Genomic DNA, 19,498 nt, shown 5'->3' with positions numbered 1-19,498 from the left:
ATTACTCGACAATTACGAGCGGCTGGTCGAACTCGACCGGCTGGCCGTTTTCGACGAGCACGGCCTTTACCGTACCGGCCGTGGGAGCGAGGATCGGGTTCATGACCTTCATCGCTTCGACGATCAGCAGCGTGTCGCCTGCCTTCACCTGAGCGCCGACGCTGACGAAGTTCGCCGCCTCGGGATTGCCGGCGAGGTAGGCAGTTCCGACCATCGGCGAGCGAACAGCATTGGCGGAGACCGTGGCAGGTGCTTCGCTAGCCAGAGCGGCAGGGGCGGGGGCGGGAGCGGCGGCCTGCTGCGCGGGCGCATACATCTGCGGCGCAGCGTTGATCGCAGCGGCCTTGCGCGCGACACGGATCTTGCGGTCGCCGTCCTCGACTTCGATTTCGGTCAGGTTCGTGTCGTCCAGCATTTCCGCCAGCGCGCGCACCAGCGCGACATCGACTTGCATACCCTGTTCACTCTTATCGTTCATGGATGACCCTCTTTGGGATTTCGTGCTTTGGCAATTTTTGCCTTGTTGGCGCTGCGCCTATTGCGGTTCGTCGTGGAGCGCAACCTTTTGGGCGCTTACAGCTCCAGCGCCGCTTCCAGCGCGAGGCTATAAGAAAGCGCGCCAAAGCCCGCGATCGTTCCCTTCGCAGCCATTCCCACATAGCTTTTGTGGCGGAAGGGCTCGCGAGCATGAGGGTTCGACAGATGCACCTCGATCACTGGAACCGTGATGCTCTTGATCGCGTCGTGCAGCGCGACGGAGGTGTGCGTGAGGCCGCCAGGGTTCAGGATCACTGCATGCGCACCCTGCGCATTGGCGTCGTGCAGCCAGTCGATCAGATGCCCTTCGTGATTGGATTGCAGGAATTCGATCTCGACATGCGCCCGCGTCGCCACATCCTCCAGCCGCTCCGCAATGTCGTCCAGCGTGTCGTAACCGTAGATATCCGGCTCCCGCGTCCCCAGCAGATTGAGGTTGGGGCCGTTCAGAACGAAGATTTTCCTGCTGTCCGTCATGCCCGCCTATCCCTTATTACTGGTTGCGGGGAGAGTGCCGCGATCCCTATATGCCGCCTCAGGCACTTTCCCCGCGCAGGGTTTAGCGCCTCGTGTCGCGCGAAGTCGAGATACGTTTTGCCAAGCATATCCTTGAAGGACAGGCCATTGAGCGTCGACGGCACTATTTCAATCCGCGTAAATGGCGAGCATCGCCGCATCCGCGAAGGCATGACCCTGGCGCAGCTCGCCAGCGAAATGGGGCTCGTGCCGGAAAAGGTGGCGGTCGAGCGCAATCTGGAAGTCGTGCCGCGCTCCACGCTGACGCAAGTGCTGGTCGAGGATGGCGACGAACTGGAGATCGTGCATTTCGTCGGCGGCGGCGATCATGCGCCCGTGCGGGACGACAGCTGGACGGTCGCGGGCAAGACATTCCGCTCGCGGCTGATCGTCGGCACCGGCAAATACAAGGATTTCGCGCAGAATGCCGCCGCGCTGGAAGCATCGGGGGCGGAGATCGTCACTGTGGCCGTGCGCCGCGTGAATGTGTCGGACCCCAATACGCCGATGCTGACGGACTATATTGACCCCAAGAAAGTGACCTACCTTCCGAATACGGCGGGTTGTTTCACCGGCGAAGACGCGATCCGCACGTTGCGACTGGCGCGCGAGGCTGGCGGCTGGGATCTGGTGAAGCTCGAAGTGCTGGGCGAGGCGCGCACGCTCTATCCGGACATGCACGAGACGCTACGGGCGACGGAGATCCTCGCGAACGAAGGCTTCAAGCCGATGGTCTACTGCGTCGATGATCCGATCGCGGCGAAGCGGCTGGAGAATGCGGGCGCTGTCGCGATCATGCCGCTGGGTGCGCCTATCGGATCGGGGCTTGGCATTCAGAACAAGGTGACGATCCGCCTGATCGTGGAGGGCACATCCCTTCCGGTGCTGGTCGATGCAGGCGTCGGCACAGCCTCCGACGCCGCCGTTGCCATGGAGTTGGGCTGCACGGGCGTGCTGATGAACACCGCGATTGCCGAGGCGCGCAACCCGGTGCTGATGGCGGGTGCCATGAAGTCGGCGGTTGAGGCGGGCCGCATGGCCTATCTTGCCGGGCGCATGGGCCGACGCATGTACGCCGACCCATCGAGTCCACTGGCCGGTCTGATCTGAGGCGCCGCCCGGATCAGAACCCTATTCTTGCCGTCACCCGGATGTCCCGCCCCGGCAGAGGCGCGTAATCCTTCAGGAAGCTTGCATGGCGGCGCGCTTCGACATCGAAGATGTTGTTGGCGGACAGCACAATGCTGGTCTCTGGATGATCCGCGAACGGCTTTACCGTCAGCGACGCGTTCACCAATGTAAAGCCACTCGTGTCGGTCTCGGTCGCGGCGGTGCGATCCTGCGCGAAGCTGTGCTCGATTTCGCCGCGCGCCGTCACCCGGTCGCTCGCCGCTTCCACGCCCCCCAGCAGCCGCAGCGGCGGTATGCGCGGCGCGGGGCCTGACCCTACGACCGTCGCGCGCACATAGTCGGCACTGCCATCCAGGTTGATCGCATAGCTGCCGAGTTGCGCCAGCTTAGCGGTCCCCTGCACTTCGAAGCCATAATAGTGCGCCTTCGCCTGATTGTTCTGGAAGCAGGGAAATTCGAGGTCCTCGCCCCCGTTGACGGTCTGGCACACGCTGTCGTCGACGATGCTCTCGTAGATATAGCCGTCGAACCAGTTGTGATAACCCGACAGCGACACGGTATAGCCTTCGCCCTGACCGCGCAGCGTGCCTTCCACGCCCCAACTACTTTCCTTGCCGAAGTCCGGATTACCCAGCTCGAATGCTTGTGTGCCGGCGTGATTTCCGCGCGCGAATAGCTCCTCCGCTGACGGCGCGCGTTGCGAACGCGACAGGTTCAGGCCGACGCGCCAGCCCGGAACGATCTCGTGACTAGCGCCGAAGGACGCCGACACGGAATTGAAAGTGCGGTCATAAGCCGGGTTGTCGAGATCGGGATCGGCGACCGCGCGCAGGATCGTGTGTTCGAACCGCGCGCCCCCCTCGATGCGCGTGGCCCCCAGGTCGACCGACTGCAGCGTGAACACGCCGAACTGCTGCGTCTCGTTCTTGGGGAGGAATTTTTCTTCGCCGATCACGTTGAAGTCACGGATGAACATCTGCGCACCGAATGCGCCGTCCCAGCCGCCACGCTTCGCCTGTACGAATTCCAGCCGCGACTCCACAGACTGATTATAGAAGGTCGTGCCGACTTCGCCGGTGTCCTCGATTTCCTGGTGCTGGTAGTCGGCGAAGCCCGCGCGCAGGCGAATGGTGTCGAGGAAGCCGCCGCCGGTTGCTATTTCGCTGCGCAGATCGGCGCGGGTCTGCTTCATGTGCAGCCGCACCTGTTCGGCCTCTTCGCCGGGTTCCAAGGAATAGCGCGCCGGAACGCCGTAGAAATTGTCGATATGGTTGACCGAAAAGCCGATATTGCCGCCATCCGTAATGAATGCCGCGCCGCCCGCAACTTCCCAGTTCTCCGCGCTGCTGTTGGGCAGCTTGCCGCGCAGACTGGCAAGGTCGGCGATACCAGGGTCGCCACTCGCCGCGGCTTCGGCACGGAGGGCGGGAGTCAGGATGTAGCTGCCGGTGTCGAGATTGCCGGTCTTTGTATAGGAGCCATCGAAGTGGACGACGAACTTGTCGCCCAAAGGCACTTCGATCTTGCCCGATCCAGTGCGTTCGTTGGCGGCGCTGCCATAACTGCCGATGGCGTCGATATGGATCGGCTCGTCGGGAACCCGGCGGGGAATGCGGCTGTCGATGACGTTGACGACGCCGCCGATCGCCGAGGAACCATAGAGCAGCGCAGCAGGGCCGCGCAGGACTTCAATGCGTTCGGCGGTCAAGGGATTGATCGCGACGGCATGATCGACCGAGGTGTTGGAGACGTCGAAACTGCCGATACCGTCTGTCAGGATGCGTACGCGCTCGCCCTGAAAACCGCGCAACACTGGCCGAGAGGCGTTTGGCCCGAAGGAGGTGGAGGACACGCCGGGCTGACGCGAGAGCGTCTCACCGATGGTGGGGCGCAGGTTGCGCGTGAGTTCCGCCCCCGTGACCACCGAAGTGCCGGACAGGATGTCGCCCTGACGCCGCGGGATCAGGGCAGTGACGACGATGTCCGTGGGCCTGGGGTCATGATAGTCGTCGGTCGGCTCCTGCGCCCATGCCGTGCCGAGGCTGGCAGGCAGGACAAGGATGGCAGAACTGGCAAGCAGGAACAAACGCGTCATGGGCTAGTCACTCGATTTAAAGGATGTGCTGCGGCTGCTTATCGCAATATGATACAACATATCAATACGCCTGTTTAACATTTCCGCGTTGCACTATCGATCAGGAACGAAGTGTGATGGAAAAGCCTCTAAGCGCTTTTATCTGAACAGATATTCAGAAAGTGCCCCGACGACGTCGTCATCCCGCACTGCGGCGCGGATGCCCTGCCTCACGTCGATCGATGGGAGAGGAAAGAGCAGCGGCAGCCGTTTTACACCCTTCATTCGCGAGAAGTCGCGAGCAAGAGGCCCGAAAGCGGCGAAATAGCCGAGACCCTGACGCACGGCCACGACGATCTCGTATAGGTTGTCCGTTTCGAGAGCAGCATCGCCCCCGTCCAGATCGCCCGCATCCAGCGCTTGCTCTATTAACGGCCGTAGTGCGTTACCGGGTGCGAGCGTGACCGCGGGAATGCTCGCCAGATCTTCGCGCGCCACTCCCTCAGCTGCCGCCAATGGATGTTCGCTGCCGATATAAAGTGAAAGCTGTTCGCTCCACGCATAACGCGAGGGCCAGTCCGCCGGATGGCCCAGCGCATAGAAATAGGCAATGTCGACGTCTCCCGCTGCGAGACGCGGGATGGCCTGCGCCGCCGTATGCGTATCCAGATCGAGCGTTATCGCGACATCGCCATTGGTGTGTTCGAAGGCGCTGAGCGCATCCTGAAAGTGGCCGAAGACGGCGGGATGCGCCGCTATGGTGATCGTCTCACGCAGGGGAGGGGGGGAAGTGTCGCCACTCGGTTCCGGCTGCGCTTTTGTCGTGGCGGTCCGGCTCCAAGAAGGGCGATCCAGTTCCGGTTCTGGAGGTGGCGCCGTTTCCGGCTCCGGCGCGTGCACGTCCTCCCACTGGTCCGCGGGCGCCTCCGTCAGCATCTGCATCGCCTCGACCGTCTTCCGCCCCGCGTCGGTCAGCGTGACCATCCCGCCGCGCCGGTCGAACAACTGATGCCCGAGGCGGCTTTCCAGTATTCCGATTTCGCGTTCCACGTCGGCGGGTCGCATATCGAGATCCCGGGCGCACGCCGCGATGCTGCCGGACGCGATCATCTGCGCGAATATGTCGAGCTGCCGCAGTGTCGGAGTGATCATCAACGAACCGTAGGCCAAAAGCCCGTCGCGGTTAAGCCGAATGTCCAGCTTCCGCGATTTCGCGGCTTGCAGGAGGAGATCGAGCCAAAATGCGACGAAAAATGGATATCAAGCCGTAATAATCGTAAGAATGCAGCGTTTTCGGCGTTCTGCCGGTGGACCTGCCCTCGCTGTGCCGCTATGTCGCCTGTTCCATTACTACAGGAAAGAGCAAACATCATGAACAATAGCGATCTTGCCGACACCGTTGCCGCCGCTCATGCGCTCAGCAAGGCCGACGCGCGCAAGCTGGTCGACGGAATCTTTTCCGCCATCGCAGACGCTGCCGCGAAGGGTGAGGAAGTTTCGCTCAATGGCTTCGGCAAGTTCAAGGTGAAGGACACGCCCGCTCGTGAAGGTCGCAACCCGGCCACCGGCGCAACGATCCAGATCGCCGCTTCCAAGAAGCTCTCCTTCGCCCCCGCAAAGGCGGTCAAGGACAAGCTGAACGGCTAAATCCTTTCGGGTTTGCTGCTGAATCATGGTCGGGCGCGCTCTTTATGGGTCGCGCCCGATCTTTTTTAGGCGACCGGAAGGAACTGTGTCGCTTGGTTAAATCACGGTTTTATCGGCTGGCGAGATAGGCTATCTGCACAACCCATGCGTAATTCGATGTCCAATATTGCCCTTGCGGGCCTGACTCTTGCTCTCCTTCCGCTCACCTCTCCAGCAGGGGCGGAGTTGAAGCTTCAGTTGCCGGGAGCCACGCCTCCGCCCGCGGTGTCCACGACCCTGCCGCCGCCTGTCGTGCCCACCGCCCCTCTGCCGCTGCCGAAGCTGTCGGCGAGTCAGGCCAAGTTTCTCGCCAACTGGCTGGCCGAGGCATCCGATCAGGGGCTGACTGCCACATCCACCAAGGACGTCGCGCCAAGTGGCGATGCGCTCGTGCGCGCCGTGCTCGACCGCGCCATGGCACTGTACCGCGGACGTGTGGACACTGCCGACTTCCTCGAAGTTTGGGCCATTCGACCCGCCGCCTATGATCCGCTACCGGGACTGACGCAGGCAGTCGCCGCCGATCGGCTGCCGCAATGGGTGGCGGGCCTGACGCCGCGCTATGCGGGGTATGTGGCGCTGGAGGCCGGTCTTGCCAATTATGAGGCAATTCGCGATGCTGGCGGATGGCCGCAGCTCAGCGCGTCGTCCGATCCGTCTGCCGTGCGGGCGCGCCTCGCCATCGAGGACAAGACGGGCAAGCCGGGCGAGCCTCTGGTGGAGGCAGTTCAACGCGCACAGCGCCGCTATGGCCTCAATCCAACGGGGCAGCTCGACGCCCGCACCTTGGCCGCGCTGAATGTGCCGGTCAGGGAGCGGATCGCCGCGATCATGGCGAACATGGAGCGGTGGCGGTGGCTGCCGCGTTCCCTTCCCGTAAACCGGGTGCAGGTGAATATCGCCGCTGCCGTGCTGACGGTGTTCGAGGGGGACGCGCCGGTCAAGTCGATGCGCGCCGTCACGGGTAGTCCTTCCAATGCGACGCCGATGCTGGTGTCGAACATCCATTCGATCGTCGTCAATCCGCCGTGGAACGTGCCTGCGTCCATCGCCAAGCGGGAGCTGTGGCCCAAGGGGCGCAAGACCCTGATCCGTCAGGGCTACAAGATTGTCGGTACTCCGGAAACGGGGGAGCGGATCGTCCAGCCTGCCGGGCCGAACAGCGCACTGGGACGCCTGAAGTTCGACTTCAACAATCCCTTCGCGGTCTATCTGCACGACACGCCGGCACGGGCGAAATTCTCCAGCTATGACCGGCTGGCCAGCCACGGCTGCGTCCGCCTCGAAAAGCCGATACCGCTTGCCGAATTGATGGTGCAGAATGATCCCGCGCTTGCAGGCCAGATCCAGACGTTGATCGACACGGGCAAGACCCAGCGCGAGCAACTTCCGCAACAGGTGGCCGTGTATCTGCTCTACTGGACCGCGTTCGCCAGCGCTAATGGCACGATGAATTTCCGGGCCGACCCTTATGGCTGGGACAAGCTGCTGGCCGAAAAGATCGAAGCCTCCAGCCGCCGTGCGGCCACAATCGCAATAGCATCTAAGGACTGACCCATGCGCAGAATCGCTCTTTTCACATTGGCCGGCGCCCTGGCGCTGAGTGCCTGCGACCGCAAGCCTGCCGAAGAGCCGCAGCCCGCCAACAACATGATGGAAGTGCCCCAGGAGACCATCCCGGCGGACGAAGCCGAAGCGCCTGCCGCGGTGCCCAACAACACAACGCCCGCTGCGCCTCCCGCACCGCCGCCGGAGATCAGCGAAGACCAGCAGATGCAGGACGATGCGGACGCAACAGGCATGACCGCGCGGTTGCCGGAAGAATCCAGCGGCGTGCCGACGAACCAGGTGCGCCCAGCCGAATGACGCCGTTCTTGGCCCGTTAACGGAACTACATTATATCTAGGACCATGAATCGCCGCGAATTTACACGTTATGCCTTCGCCGGACTCGGCGTTGCAGCCTTGTCGCCATCGATGGCCGGGAGCACCGTCGCCGAAGGATTGCTTCCCTCGAAGCCTGTTCTGCCACCTCCAACGCCTCCGGCTTCGAAGGCGTTCCCCGCCGGAGTGGGAACGCGGTTCAGCGCCAAGCTGCTGGATCGCGCCCGCGCGGCGCTCGACACGCATCACAATGCGTTCGAACTTAGGGATCGCATCGCATTGGCGGATTTCAGCGCCGCGTCGAAGGATCTGCGCTTCCACATCGTCGATCTGATCGGCGGGCAGACCAGTTCCTATCTCGTTGCACATGGGCGCGGGTCGGACCCGGAACATTCCGGCTGGTTGCGCAGCTTCTCCAATGTGCCCGATTCGTTGGCGACATCGGCGGGCGCCTATAAAACCGGCGACATATACCATGGCATTCATGGTCAAGCGATGCGTCTGGTCGGTCTCGATCCGCTCAACAACAATGCCGAAATGCGCGCTATCGTCATCCATGGCGCCGACTATGTGAGCGAAGACCATATCGCCAGATGGGGCAAATGCGGCCGCAGCGAAGGCTGCCTCGCGCTGGCGCCACATATGTTGCCGCAAGTGCTTGGCCTGCTAGGGCCAGGCCGCATGGTGTACGCCGACAAGATCTGATGCGGCGACGCGCCGTTTGACTTTGCGGCCCTCCGCTCTAACGCGCGGGGTGTGATTTCCGATATCCCCTCGACCCGCGCCGCGCCGTGGCGGCTGGAAGCGCGTTCGCTGCTCGCTCTCGCCCTGCCCATGATCGTCGGCAATATCGCGTGGTCGGGCATAGGGGCGACTGACCTGCTGCTGCTCGGACGGCTCGGCCCGGACTCGGTGGCGAGCGGCGCGCTCTGCATCAACCTCTACACGGCCTGCCTGGTGTTCGGCATGGGTCTGGTGACGGCCGCCTCCCCGATGATCGCTGCGGAAAGGGGACGGCGGCTCCACTCCGTCCGCGACATCCGCCGCACCGTTCGTCAGACGCTCTGGGCGGCCCTCGCGCTCTGCCTGCCAGTCTGGGTGCTGCTCTGGAACGCCGAAGCGCTGCTGCTGGCGATGGGTCAGGACCCGGCCTTGTCGGAGGGGGCGGGGGAGATGATGCGCGGCCTGCAATGGGCGCTGCTGCCGTATCTCGCGTTCCTGGCGCTACGCAATTACATCTCTGCGCTTGAGCGGCCTATGTGGGGTGTCGTCGTCGTCGCGCTTGCCTTGCCGTTCAATCTTTTGGCGGGCTGGGTCCTGATCTTCGGGCATCTCGGGTTTCCGGCGCTCGGCATGTTCGGGGCAGGGTTGGCGAGCAGCGCCTCGTCGCTGTTCATGCTGCTCGGCATGATGGGAGTCGTGCTGCTGGACCGGCGCTTCCGCCGTTATCATCTGTTCGGGCGCCTCTGGGTGGCCGACTGGCCCCGGTTCGCCGCAGTATGGCGCATCGGCCTCCCCATCGCCATAACGCTGGGTCTCGAAGTCAGCGTATTCAATGCAGCGGTGTTCCTGATGGGGCTGATCGACCGCGCCTCGCTTGCCGCGCACGCCATCGCGATCCAGATCGCCTCGCTTTCGTTCATGGTCCCGCTCGGTATCGGGCAGGCGGCTACGGTGCGTGTCGGTATCGCCTTCGGTCGCCGGGATACCGCGGCCGTGCGGCGCTCGGGCTGGCTGGCGATAGCGATAGGCATCGGCTTCGCCGTTTTCGCCGGAGTGCTGCTTCTGGCGATCCCGCGTCCGCTGATCGCGATCTTCATCGACGTGGCCGATCCTGCAAACGCTCAGGTGGTGATGCTTGCGCAGTCATTCCTGGGCGTGGCTGCGCTGTTCCAGATCGTGGACTGCGCCCAGGCGATCGCCGCGGGCGCACTGCGCGGGCTTCAGGATACGCGCATTCCGATGGTGATCGCGGCAATCGGCTACTGGGTGATCGGCATCGGAGTTGGCGTGTTGCTGGCCTTCCCACTTGGCCTTCATGGGGTCGGCATCTGGTGGGGCCTTGCCAGTGGCCTCGGCTTCGTTGCCGCCTTGCTGACAGTCCGTTGGGCATTGCGCGCGCGGCTGGACCGGGGGTAGAGACCGCTTGTCTGATAGGAGCTAAAAAAAATGAAGACCCGCGCCGCCGTAGCGTTCGAAGCGAAAAAGCCGCTTGAGATTGTTGAACTTGATCTAGAGGGTCCCAAGGCGGGCGAGGTTCTGGTCGAGATCATGGCGACGGGGATCTGTCACACGGACGCTTATACGCTTGACGGCCTTGACAGCGAGGGCATCTTTCCTTCCGTCTTGGGCCATGAAGGCGCAGGCATCGTGCGCGAAGTGGGGCCGAATGTGACGTCGGTCGTTCCTGGCGATCATGTGATCCCGCTCTACACGCCCGAGTGCCGCCAGTGCAAAAGCTGCCTGAGTGGCAAGACGAACCTGTGTACCGCGATTCGCGCGACGCAGGGCAAGGGCCTGATGCCGGACGGAACGTCGCGCTTCTCGTACAAGGGCCAGCAGATCTTCCATTACATGGGCTGCTCGACCTTCTCCAACTTCACGGTGCTGCCCGAGATCGCGGTGGCGAAGATCCGCCAGGACGCGCCGTTCCAGACCAGCTGCTATATTGGCTGCGGCGTCACCACGGGTGTCGGCGCAGTGGTCAATACCGCCAAGGTACAGGTTGGCGACAACGTCATCATCTTCGGCCTGGGCGGCATCGGCCTCAACGTGCTGCAGGGCGCGAAGATGGCGGGCGCGAACATGATCATCGGCGTCGACATCAATTCTGATCGTGAGGAATGGGGCCGCAAGTTCGGCATGACGCACTTCGTCAATCCCAAGGAAGTGGATGGCGATATCGTGGCGCATCTTGTCGCGCTGACCGATGGAGGCGCGGACTACACATTCGACTGCACCGGGAATACCACGGTCATGCGCCAGGCGCTCGAAGCCTGCCATCGCGGCTGGGGCACCAGCATCGTCATCGGCGTCGCAGAAGCGGGCAAGGAAATCAGCACGCGGCCGTTCCAACTCGTCACCGGCCGCAACTGGCGCGGCACTGCGTTCGGCGGCGCAAAGGGTCGCACTGACGTGCCCAAGATCGTCGACTGGTACATGAACGGCAAGATCCAGATCGACCCGATGATCACCCATGTGCTCAGCCTCGAGGAGATCAACAAGGGGTTCGACCTGATGCACGCTGGCGAGAGCATTCGCTCCGTGGTCGTCTACTGACGCGGCCCTGACGATGGAAACCCTGTCCCAAAATGTCGCCCATGGCGGCGTGCAGGGCGTGTATAAGCACGCGTCCCGCGCGACCGGCACCGACATGACCTTCTCGGTCTTCGTGCCGCCTCATGAGGAAGGCGCGAAGCTGCCAGTGGTCTGGTATCTCTCGGGCCTCACCTGCACGCATGCGAACGTCACCGAAAAGGGCGAGTATCGCAAAGCCTGCTCCGAACTCGGCCTCATCTTCGTGGCGCCCGACACGTCGCCCCGCGGCGAAGGGGTACCCGACGATCCGGCGGGTGCCTATGATTTCGGGCTGGGTGCAGGCTTTTACGTCGATGCGACGCAAGAACCCTATGCCTCGAACTACAGTATGTGGACCTATGTGACGCAGGAACTGCCGGAGCTGATAGCGAACGGCTTCCCCGCGGATATGGAACGGCAATCGATCATGGGGCACTCCATGGGCGGCCATGGCGCGCTGACCATTGGGCTCTCCTACCCGGATCGCTACAAGGCCGTATCGGCGTTCGCCCCGATCGTCGCGCCATCGCAGGTGCCTTGGGGGCAGAAGGCCTTGGCAGGCTATCTCGGGCCCGATCGGGCAGACTGGCGCAGGCATGATGCTGTTGCGCTTATCGAAGGCGGGGCGCGCCAGGCCGCAATCCTCGTAGATCAGGGCGGCGCGGACGCGTTCCTGAGCGAGCAGCTCCAACCCGAGCTATTGCGCGCAGCTTGCGAACGCGCTGACATCCCCCTGACGCTGAACATCCACGACGGCTATGACCACAGCTACTATTTCATCTCCACATTCATGGACGCCCAGTTGCGGTGGCATGCAGAAAGGATTTGACGGGGGAGGATGCCGGCGGCTCCCCCGATAACCTTTAACTACAAATTAATTTTAGGCATCGACGGAACCTTAATCATTCTCGCGCATTTAGGGCGGGACTTTGGTCCCCATCAAAGCGCAGGGTCGGCTTCTTTATGAGGCCGACCCTCTTTGCGTCAGCGTTTTCCTGGAACATTCTGGGCTTAATGACGTCGCTTCAGCTTACCTCAGTGTCGATCTTATCGCGCTATGCCATATGGCTATTTACCAGACCGCGGCACTGCGCTCGAATGGCTTTGCTCTGCACCAGCAAGACGGCGCTGCTGGCCCGCGCAACTCTGGAGCGCTCCACTAAAGTGCATACGGCCGGGCCGCCGTCCGGAAGATCAGGCAGGGTCTGGCGCCGCCTTTCCATGTCGCCTCCGTCATACATCAGGTTCAGGGCCACGCAGGCGAAGCGGCCTGCGCGACAACCCCGTCAGAAAGATCAAGGACTGAAATCGCGCCTGCGCGGCGCGAGCCCGCAACACTAAGGGTGTGAGGTGTCTCTTTACATAAGCCAATGGGACAAGATTGATCCCGCGCGTATCTGCTACCATTGTTGATCCTCGCCATGTTGAAGGAGCGACCATCATTGTAGTTGCGGCAGCGTAACACATTGCGAAAACGACGATAAGCACAATATGGTAGGTAATATTACCGACGCCTCACAGGGCCCCACGCTTCTTAGAAGCCTGGCGCGCCCGGCAGGATTCGAACCTGCGACCACCAGCTTAGAAGGCAGGTGCTCTATCCAGCTGAGCTACGGGCGCGTGGCGCGTGCAATAGCCGCACACAATCGGCGATGCAATTGAGTGTCTGAAAATGGTGCAACGCAGCAACGACTTTCTTGCAAAGCTGCCCAAGCTGGATATGCAGGACAGCGATGGATACCCCTGAACCCGCTACGATCGAGAAGATCGACGCCGCCGCTCTGGGTGCCCGTCCGCTGCGTTATTTCGATTTCGTCATGGCCGCGTTCGTGGCGATCCTGCTACTCTCCAACATTATCGGCGCGGCAAAGGTCGCCCAGATATCGGTCTTCGGCCATCCCTTCATCTTTGGGGCGGGTATCCTGTTCTTTCCGCTGGGCTATGTCATTGGCGACGTGCTGACCGAGGTCTATGGCTATGCCCGGGCGCGGCGCTGCATCTGGGCGGGGTTCGTGGCCAGCCTGTTCATGGCGGTGATGAGCGCCGTTGTCGTCGCCATGCCGCCTGCGCCGGGCTGGACGGGGCAGGGCGCGTATGAAGCCGTGTTCGGGCAGGTGCCGCGTATCGTCTTCGCCTCCATTGCGGCGTTCTGGGCAGGGGAGTTCGTGAACAGCTTCGTCCTGGCGCGCATGAAGCTGTGGACCGGCGGCCGGATGCTCTGGATGCGCACCATCGGCTCGACTATCGCGGGGCAGGGCGTCGACAGCCTGATTTTCTACCCGCTCGCCTTTCTCGGCATCTGGAGCACGGCGCAGGTGCTGACCGTGCTGGCCACGAACTGGGCGCTGAAGGTAACTTGGGAAGCGGTGCTGACGCCGCTCACCTACATCGTCGTCAATGGCCTGAAGCGCCGCGAGGGACTCGACATCTATGACAGCCAGACGGACTTCACGCCGTTCAAGGCCCGGATCTGACGCCGCATGACATTGGAACATGTGGCGGAGATCTGGGGCGGCTGGAAGCATGAGGTGGAACTGTTCGTCGGGCTCAGCCCCGACGCGATGCACGTGCATGTCGGCGTAGTGCTGTTGCTGCTGGTGGCGCTGGTGACGCACAGGCGGATGGATCACTGGGCGCCCTGGCTAATCGTCCTCGTGATCGAATGCTGCAATGAATTCATCGACCTGAACCAGAGCGAGGGCAGCATCGAAAACAACTGGCCCGCGTCGCAGCACGACATGATCAACACCATGGTCCTGCCGACGGCGATCATGATCTATGCCCGCATCAAGCGGTTCGAGAAGGTCGGCGCCTGGGGATAGTTGCGACAGCGCCAAGTCTGCCTATAGATCCACGCCCTTCACCTTGCCCCATGTCCGCGCTGCCGTGTATCCGAGGTACCCCGTGCCGAACAGCGCATAAAGCGGCTCCGGCAGCCCGTTCAAATAGGCCGTCATGCCCCGCGCAATGGCCTCCGCGAGTTCCGGCCGGACGCCCGAAATCAGCCCCATCGGTATCGCCCACAGCAGCAGCGCATACATCACATAGAGAAACGCAGGCCGGGCGCGACTGGTCCAGGGATCCGCGGCCTGAGCTTCGGCAAGGATGGCGGACAGCTGCGCCTGCATGTTGCCCGCCTCTCGACTCGCCTCCAGCCTGAGCAATTCGAGCTTCGCGCGGTCGCGGGCTTCCGGATCGGGAATGACCTTGTCGATGATCTGAGCGACCGGCCCGATGACGCCTTGCAATAGTCCCATGAGAATATCTCCAACTTGTAAGCGACAGACGCGTTAACCGATCCGGTTGGCGAGCCAGCCGTATAGGAACGCCTCGTTCGCCGGGCGGCTTTCGGCAAGATCGATGTAGCGCGCGCCCTGTAGTGCCTCGATGGCCTTCAGCAACACCGCCTCTCCTGCACGGCCACGCGCATCCATGAACGCGCCGAGAGCCGCCAGCGTGCCGGGCCCAACTTGCCCGTCCACCACCAGGTCGGCGAAATCCCGCGCCTGCCGGTTCAAAGCATTGAGCGCTCGCTGCAGGAATTTGGCGGCGATGGCAGGACCCATGTTCACGCCGCTGTCGAATATTTCCGCGGCTACTTGTGGGGCGAGTTCCGCGACGAAACAGAAATTCAGTCCATCCCAATAGCGCGCCCGGTAGATTTCGACGGCTTGCGTTCTAGGGAAAGCGCGCATGTCGCCGAAATAGCCCCGCTCTCGCGCCACGGCCTGCGTGATGCCGAACCGGGTCGGCCCGCCCCGATCTGCCGGATGGTTGCTGTATCCGCCCTCCCGGGCGATCACCTCGTCGATCAACGCATCTATGTCCATTCCATCCTCCAAAACAGAAGGGGAATGTAACCTGATAGGTTAACTGTAGGACAGCGCCAATGCGTGCCGCGGCGGCATGTTGGGGTTGCTTGGAATTTGGTCGGGACGAGAGGATTCGAACCTCCGACCCCCACACCCCCAGTGTGATGCGCTACCAGGCTGCGCTACGTCCCGACCGGAGGGCGGCGTTTAGGCGGATGCTGGCCAAGATGCAAGGGCTTCTCGACCTGAGCGGCCCGTCCACGCAAATCGTGTTCGACCCCTCGTTTTGCGATTCACTTATTCACCTCCCGCTCACGCGCTTTTCCCTAATGCTGTTGCCTCACGCACCTGACCTGTGTTAGCCGCGCGCCCTTGGTTAGCGGAAGATTTGTCCGTCCTTCCTCCGTCCTTCTCCGAATTGAGAGTTGCTCATGTTCATCACTCCTGCCTTTGCCCAAGCCGCCCAGTCGGGCTCAGGTGCTGCGGGTGGGACCGCAGGGATCATCGCGAATGTCCTGCCGCTGGTCCTCATCTTCGTCGTCTTCTATTTCCTCCTGATCCGCCCGCAGCAGACGCGGATGAAAAGCCACAAGGCGAAGATCGACGCAGTGAAGAAGAACGATCAGGTCATCACTGGTGGCGGCCTCGTGGGCAAGGTAGTGCGCGTCGACGATCTCTATGTCGACGTCGAGCTTGCGCCGGGCATGAAAGTGCGGGCCGTCAAGGCGACCATTTCCGACGTGATCGATCCCGCGACCGCAAAACCGGCGAACGACTAACTCCATGCTGACCTTCCCGCGCTGGAAAATCGCGCTCATACTGCTGACGCTGGGCATCGGCATACTCTGCGCGATCCCGAGCTTCGTGCCCGAACGCATCACCTCGCAATGGCCCAGCGCGCTGCAGACGCGTGTCAACCTCGGCCTCGACTTGTCGGGCGGCAGCCACTTGCTGCTGGAGGCCAGCACGGATGATGTCGCGACGGCGCGGCTCACGAACATGGAAGAGCAGATCCGCACCGAATTGCGTCGGGGCGATCCGCGCATTGCGATCGGCGATATCTCCCGCCGCGAGGGCAAGCTCTCCTTCATGGTCCGTAATCCCGCGCAAGTGGATGCCGCCGTCGAGCGCATCCGCCCGCTGACCCAGGGCGCGGGCATGACTGGCCAGCGCGACTTCGACGTGACGGTGGTGGACAGCAGCACCATCGTGCTCAGCCCCACCGACGCGGGCATCACTGCTTCGGTCAACAGCGCCATGGAAGTCGCGACCGAAGTCATCCGCAAGCGCATCGACGAACTCGGCACGCGCGAGCCCAGCATCGTGCGGCAGGGCGACAATCGCATCGTCGTGCAGGTGCCCGGCCTTCAGAATCCCAAGCAGCTGAAGGACCTTCTGGGTCAGACCGCAAAGCTCGAATTCAAGCTGGTCGATTTCACCGCCGACCCGGCCGAAGTCGCGCAGCGCCGCGCGCCGGTGGGCAGCGAAATCCTGCCTTATCCCGGCAATCCGTCGGGCGTGCCCTATATCGCGGTCAAGCGGCAGGTGATGGTGTCGGGTGACGAGCTTACCGACGCCACGCAGGTCTACGACCCGCAGAACAACCTGCCTGCGGTGTCGATCCGCTTCAACAGTTCTGGCGGGCGCAAGTTCGGCAAGGTGACGAGCGAAAATGTCGATCGTCCCTTCGCGATCATTCTCGATGGCGTGGTTCTCTCTGCGCCGAACATCAATGAGCCGATCCTGGGCGGAACTGCGCAGATCAGCGGCAACTTCACGGTGGAGAGCGCCAATCAACTCGCCATCGCGCTCCGCTCGGGCAAGCTGCCGGTGGCGCTGAAAGTCGTGGAAGAGCGCACAGTCGGCCCGCAGCTTGGCGCCGACTCGATCCGCGCAGGCATCATCGCCTCGGTCGTCGCGGCGAGTGCGGTCGCGGTGTTCATGTTCCTCTCCTACGGCCGCTTCGGCATGTATGCGAACCTCGCGGTCGTCATCAACATCCTCGTCATCCTGGGTGTGATGGGCATCCTCAACGCCACGCTGACGCTGCCGGGTATCGCCGGTTTCGTGCTGACCATCGGGACGGCCGTGGACGCCAACGTCCTGATCTATGAGCGTATCCGTGAGGAGCGGCGGCGCGGGCGAGGAGTCGTCCAGTCCGTCGAATTCGGCTATAAGGAAGCGACCCGCACGATCTTCGAGGCGAACGTGACGCACGCCATCGCCGGCGGCATCATGCTTGCCCTGGGATCGGGCCCGGTCAAGGGCTTCGCCATCGTGCTGCTGATCGGCATCGCGACGTCGGTGTTCACGGCGGTGACGTTCACGCGCCTGGTGGTGGCGACATGGCTCCGCCGCGCGCGGCCGTCCGAACTGCATATTTGATCGGGTCCAGAAATGAAACTTCTCAAACTCGTCCCCGACAACACGAACATCGGCTTTGTCCGGGTCCGGCACATCGCCTTCGCGCTCACGCTGTTGCTGACCGTCCTCGGGGTCGCCGCAGTCGGCGTGCGCGGCCTCAACATGGGCGTGGATTTCGTCGGCGGGCTGATGGTCGAGGCGAAGTTCCCCTCGCCCCCGCCGCTCGACAAGGTGCGCACGGACATCGACGCGATGAACGTCGGCGAAGTCTCGCTCCAGCAATTCGGCGATCCGCGCACGGTCTCGATCCGCCTGCCGCTCCCCGAAAGCAGCGACGAAGGCGCGACCGACAAGCTGGTGCGTCAGGTGCAGTCGGGGGTCGAAGCCAAATATCCCGGCGTCACCTTCAGCCGCTATGATGCGGTGTCGGGCAAGGTTTCCGGAGAGCTGATCCAGAACGGCATCCTCGCCGTGTTGCTGGCCATCGTCGGCATCGCGATCTTCAGCTGGTTCCGCTACGAATGGCAATTCGGCGTCTCCACCTTCGTCGCGATCATGCACGACGTGTTGATGACGCTCGGCTTCTTTGCGGTCACGCGAATGGAATTCGACCTCAACATCGTCGCGGCGGTGCTGACGATCGTCGGCTATTCGATCAACGACAAGATGGTGATCGACGACCGCATCCGCGAGAACATGCGCAAGTACCGCAAGATGGACATGAAGGCGCTGATCGACCTGTCCGTCAACGAAACCCTGCCGCGCACGGTCATGACGTCCGTGACGGTGATGCTGGCATTGGGTGCGCTGCTGCTGTTCGGCGGGCATGTGCTGCGTGGCTTCTCCGCTGCGATGATGCTCGGCATCGTCATCGGCACCTATTCGTCGGTCTATGTGTCGTCCTCGCTGCTGATCACGCTGGGCCTCAAGCCCGAGCCTGCCGACCGCAAGTCCGCCACCCCCGCCAAGGCAGAGCGCGTCGGCGACGGCGCGCGGCCCTAAGCGGCTCTCGCATCATGAGCAGCGGCATGGAGATGCGGCGCGACGGCGGCTATCCCGGCCCGCGCATCACTGGCTTCTCCGGCCGCGGCTTTCGCCTGGAGGACACGGTGTTCCCCGGCGGCGTGCTGCTCAGCCCGACCGAGGCATGGCCATGGGACGACGCGCCGCCCCCGCAAGCCTTGACGCTTGAAGCCCTCGGCCCGCTGGCGACATATGCGCCCACGCCTGAGTTCCTGCTGCTCGGCACCGGCTCCGGCCTGATCCAGCCGCCCCGCGCCTTCGTCCGCGCCATGGAAGCCCGCAACATCGGCGTGGAAGTGATGGACAGCCGCGCCGCTGCCCGCGCCTGGGGCGTACTTCGCTCGGAAGACCGTCAGGTGATCGCCGCGCTGATGGCCTTGTAGGGCCGGAAGGTGACAAAGGTGACACTACGTCACCCCCCGGTTGCCCCTCCCTGGCTTGGTCGCGAGGCGTTCACGAGATATAGGAAGGGCTTGGGGAAGAGCTGTCACATCCGGGCCAGCCGCCCCCGAGCTTTGCCCCGCAGCCTTTGGTCGCCACTACCCTGGTGCGTATCCACGGGATTGCTCGCCAGTGCATCGATGCCGTCATGTGTTGCGCGGCTGGTTCACCCGGATGGGCGAAGGGTCGCATTAACGCGCGGGCAGGGCGGTGGCCTGAGGCATGGGCGCGGGTGTAGCGCGGGAGAGGCGTGTAGGACAGGGGCATGTCGGGGATGGTGGATTGCGGACTGACGGCTTAAGAGTGATATATGCAGTGAAGAGGACGCATTTCGCCGACTAAGTGTAATTCAAACTAAGGCGGCATCATCGAGGTTGATTGGCAATATGGCTTTCCAAAGCGATGGAAAACGAACTTGGGACGCTGGTAGACAATATGAGCTAATCTGTCTCGGAGGCGGGTATGAAGGCCAGTATCGCTTTCAGATAGTCTCACCCGCCGGAAAATTAAACTTCGATGGTGAATGGAACCCGTATAAAGTCGAGAGCGATAAAAGGGTAAATGATCCTGACAATCCAAACGCAGATAACATCATCGAGTGGATTCTCAATATAAATGGATTTTTCCCAGGGTTGACCGAAGAAGATACGAGACAGCTGGGGACCTCCAAAAACCCCTAGCCAATGGCTGCGTGATTTGATTCATTGCGGCTGACGGGAGGTGAGGATGCGTCA

20 protein-coding genes and 2 tRNA genes are annotated in these 19,498 nt (G+C 62.6%); 14 read left to right on the top strand and 8 right to left on the bottom strand.

Features of this window, described 5'->3' with window-relative positions:
* Position 1 precedes the first annotated feature (1 nt).
* Both accB and aroQ read right to left on the bottom strand, forming a co-directional pair.
* Complete coding sequence (accB, locus tag QHC67_RS02210; protein ID WP_319290469.1) at positions 2 to 478, bottom strand: acetyl-CoA carboxylase biotin carboxyl carrier protein; 477 nt, start codon at positions 476 to 478, stop codon at positions 2 to 4.
* Between the two features lie 95 nt (positions 479 to 573).
* On the bottom strand, positions 574 to 1,014 hold the full coding sequence (aroQ, locus tag QHC67_RS02205) for a type II 3-dehydroquinate dehydratase (protein ID WP_319290468.1): 441 nt from the start codon (positions 1,012 to 1,014) through the stop codon (positions 574 to 576).
* 147 nt (positions 1,015 to 1,161) lie between these two features.
* On the opposite strand from aroQ, the gene thiS reads away from it, so the two are divergent.
* A complete protein-coding gene (thiS, locus tag QHC67_RS02200) occupies positions 1,162 to 2,163 on the top strand; it encodes a sulfur carrier protein ThiS (RefSeq protein ID WP_319290466.1) in 1,002 nt (333 codons plus the stop codon).
* A gap of 13 nt (positions 2,164 to 2,176) precedes the next feature.
* Here the strand turns inward: thiS and QHC67_RS02195 are convergent, their stop codons facing one another.
* Positions 2,177 to 4,279: a TonB-dependent receptor domain-containing protein gene (locus tag QHC67_RS02195; protein ID WP_319290464.1), complete on the bottom strand. Its 2,103-nt coding sequence runs from the start codon at positions 4,277 to 4,279 to the stop codon at positions 2,177 to 2,179.
* 138 nt (positions 4,280 to 4,417) lie between these two features.
* On the bottom strand, positions 4,418 to 5,410 hold the full coding sequence (locus tag QHC67_RS02190; protein ID WP_319290462.1) for a LysR family transcriptional regulator: 993 nt from the start codon (positions 5,408 to 5,410) through the stop codon (positions 4,418 to 4,420).
* Positions 5,411 to 5,629: 219 nt separating this feature from the next.
* Between QHC67_RS02190 and QHC67_RS02185 the strand changes: the two genes are divergently transcribed.
* The 7 genes from QHC67_RS02185 (at position 5,630) to fghA (ending at position 11,953) form a co-directional block, all read left to right on the top strand.
* Positions 5,630 to 5,905 carry an HU family DNA-binding protein gene (locus tag QHC67_RS02185; protein ID WP_319290460.1) on the top strand — a complete coding sequence of 92 codons (276 nt, stop codon included), beginning with the start codon at positions 5,630 to 5,632 and terminating at the stop codon, positions 5,903 to 5,905.
* Positions 5,906 to 6,061: 156 nt separating this feature from the next.
* A complete protein-coding gene (locus QHC67_RS02180; protein ID WP_319290458.1) occupies positions 6,062 to 7,498 on the top strand; it encodes a L,D-transpeptidase family protein in 1,437 nt (478 codons plus the stop codon).
* 3 nt (positions 7,499 to 7,501) lie between these two features.
* Positions 7,502 to 7,810, top strand: a complete 309-nt coding sequence (locus tag QHC67_RS02175) for a hypothetical protein (RefSeq protein ID WP_319290456.1) — start codon at positions 7,502 to 7,504, stop codon at positions 7,808 to 7,810.
* A 44-nt stretch (positions 7,811 to 7,854) separates the two neighbouring features.
* The gene (locus QHC67_RS02170; RefSeq protein WP_319290454.1) at positions 7,855 to 8,532 is read left to right on the top strand and encodes a murein L,D-transpeptidase catalytic domain family protein; all 678 of its coding nucleotides are present in this window, start codon (positions 7,855 to 7,857) and stop codon (positions 8,530 to 8,532) included.
* Positions 8,533 to 8,661: 129 nt separating this feature from the next.
* Positions 8,662 to 9,966 (top strand): MATE family efflux transporter, encoded by a 1,305-nt coding sequence (locus tag QHC67_RS02165; RefSeq protein ID WP_319290729.1) that lies wholly within the window; start codon positions 8,662 to 8,664, stop codon positions 9,964 to 9,966.
* 30 nt (positions 9,967 to 9,996) lie between these two features.
* Positions 9,997 to 11,106 (top strand): S-(hydroxymethyl)glutathione dehydrogenase/class III alcohol dehydrogenase, encoded by a 1,110-nt coding sequence (locus tag QHC67_RS02160; protein ID WP_319290452.1) that lies wholly within the window; start codon positions 9,997 to 9,999, stop codon positions 11,104 to 11,106.
* 13 nt (positions 11,107 to 11,119) lie between these two features.
* Positions 11,120 to 11,953 carry an S-formylglutathione hydrolase gene (gene fghA / locus QHC67_RS02155; protein ID WP_319290450.1) on the top strand — a complete coding sequence of 278 codons (834 nt, stop codon included), beginning with the start codon at positions 11,120 to 11,122 and terminating at the stop codon, positions 11,951 to 11,953.
* Between the two features lie 714 nt (positions 11,954 to 12,667).
* Here fghA and QHC67_RS02150 read toward each other — a convergent pair.
* Positions 12,668 to 12,744, bottom strand: a tRNA-Arg gene (locus tag QHC67_RS02150).
* Between the two features lie 113 nt (positions 12,745 to 12,857).
* On the opposite strand from QHC67_RS02150, the gene QHC67_RS02145 reads away from it, so the two are divergent.
* Both QHC67_RS02145 and QHC67_RS02140 read left to right on the top strand, forming a co-directional pair.
* A complete protein-coding gene (locus QHC67_RS02145; RefSeq protein WP_319290448.1) occupies positions 12,858 to 13,598 on the top strand; it encodes a queuosine precursor transporter in 741 nt (246 codons plus the stop codon).
* A 6-nt stretch (positions 13,599 to 13,604) separates the two neighbouring features.
* The gene (locus tag QHC67_RS02140) at positions 13,605 to 13,946 is read left to right on the top strand and encodes a hypothetical protein (RefSeq protein ID WP_319290446.1); all 342 of its coding nucleotides are present in this window, start codon (positions 13,605 to 13,607) and stop codon (positions 13,944 to 13,946) included.
* A 21-nt stretch (positions 13,947 to 13,967) separates the two neighbouring features.
* Here the strand turns inward: QHC67_RS02140 and QHC67_RS02135 are convergent, their stop codons facing one another.
* From QHC67_RS02135 to QHC67_RS02125, 3 genes are all read right to left on the bottom strand, one after another.
* Positions 13,968 to 14,381, bottom strand: a complete 414-nt coding sequence (locus tag QHC67_RS02135; RefSeq protein ID WP_319290444.1) for a holin family protein — start codon at positions 14,379 to 14,381, stop codon at positions 13,968 to 13,970.
* 33 nt (positions 14,382 to 14,414) lie between these two features.
* Positions 14,415 to 14,954, bottom strand: coding sequence for a glycoside hydrolase family 108 protein (locus QHC67_RS02130; RefSeq protein ID WP_319290442.1), 540 nt, complete (start codon positions 14,952 to 14,954; stop codon positions 14,415 to 14,417).
* A 97-nt stretch (positions 14,955 to 15,051) separates the two neighbouring features.
* Positions 15,052 to 15,128, bottom strand: a tRNA-Pro gene (locus QHC67_RS02125).
* A 239-nt stretch (positions 15,129 to 15,367) separates the two neighbouring features.
* Between QHC67_RS02125 and yajC the strand changes: the two genes are divergently transcribed.
* From yajC to QHC67_RS02105, 4 genes are read left to right on the top strand one after another with little or no spacing between them, the layout of a single operon-like run.
* A complete protein-coding gene (yajC, locus tag QHC67_RS02120) occupies positions 15,368 to 15,715 on the top strand; it encodes a preprotein translocase subunit YajC (RefSeq protein WP_319290440.1) in 348 nt (115 codons plus the stop codon).
* Positions 15,716 to 15,719: 4 nt separating this feature from the next.
* Entirely contained in the window at positions 15,720 to 17,321 is a 1,602-nt protein-coding gene (gene secD / locus QHC67_RS02115) for a protein translocase subunit SecD (protein WP_319290438.1), read from the top strand.
* A gap of 12 nt (positions 17,322 to 17,333) precedes the next feature.
* Positions 17,334 to 18,302 (top strand): protein translocase subunit SecF, encoded by a 969-nt coding sequence (gene secF, locus QHC67_RS02110; protein ID WP_319290436.1) that lies wholly within the window; start codon positions 17,334 to 17,336, stop codon positions 18,300 to 18,302.
* 26 nt (positions 18,303 to 18,328) lie between these two features.
* Entirely contained in the window at positions 18,329 to 18,706 is a 378-nt protein-coding gene (locus tag QHC67_RS02105) for an Mth938-like domain-containing protein (protein WP_319290727.1), read from the top strand.
* Positions 18,707 to 19,498 lie beyond the last annotated feature (792 nt).

The organism is Sphingobium sp. (assembly GCF_033795625.1).
Classification (GTDB): Bacteria; Pseudomonadota; Alphaproteobacteria; order Sphingomonadales; family Sphingomonadaceae; genus Sphingobium.
This window is presented reverse-complemented; position numbering and strand designations above follow the sequence as displayed.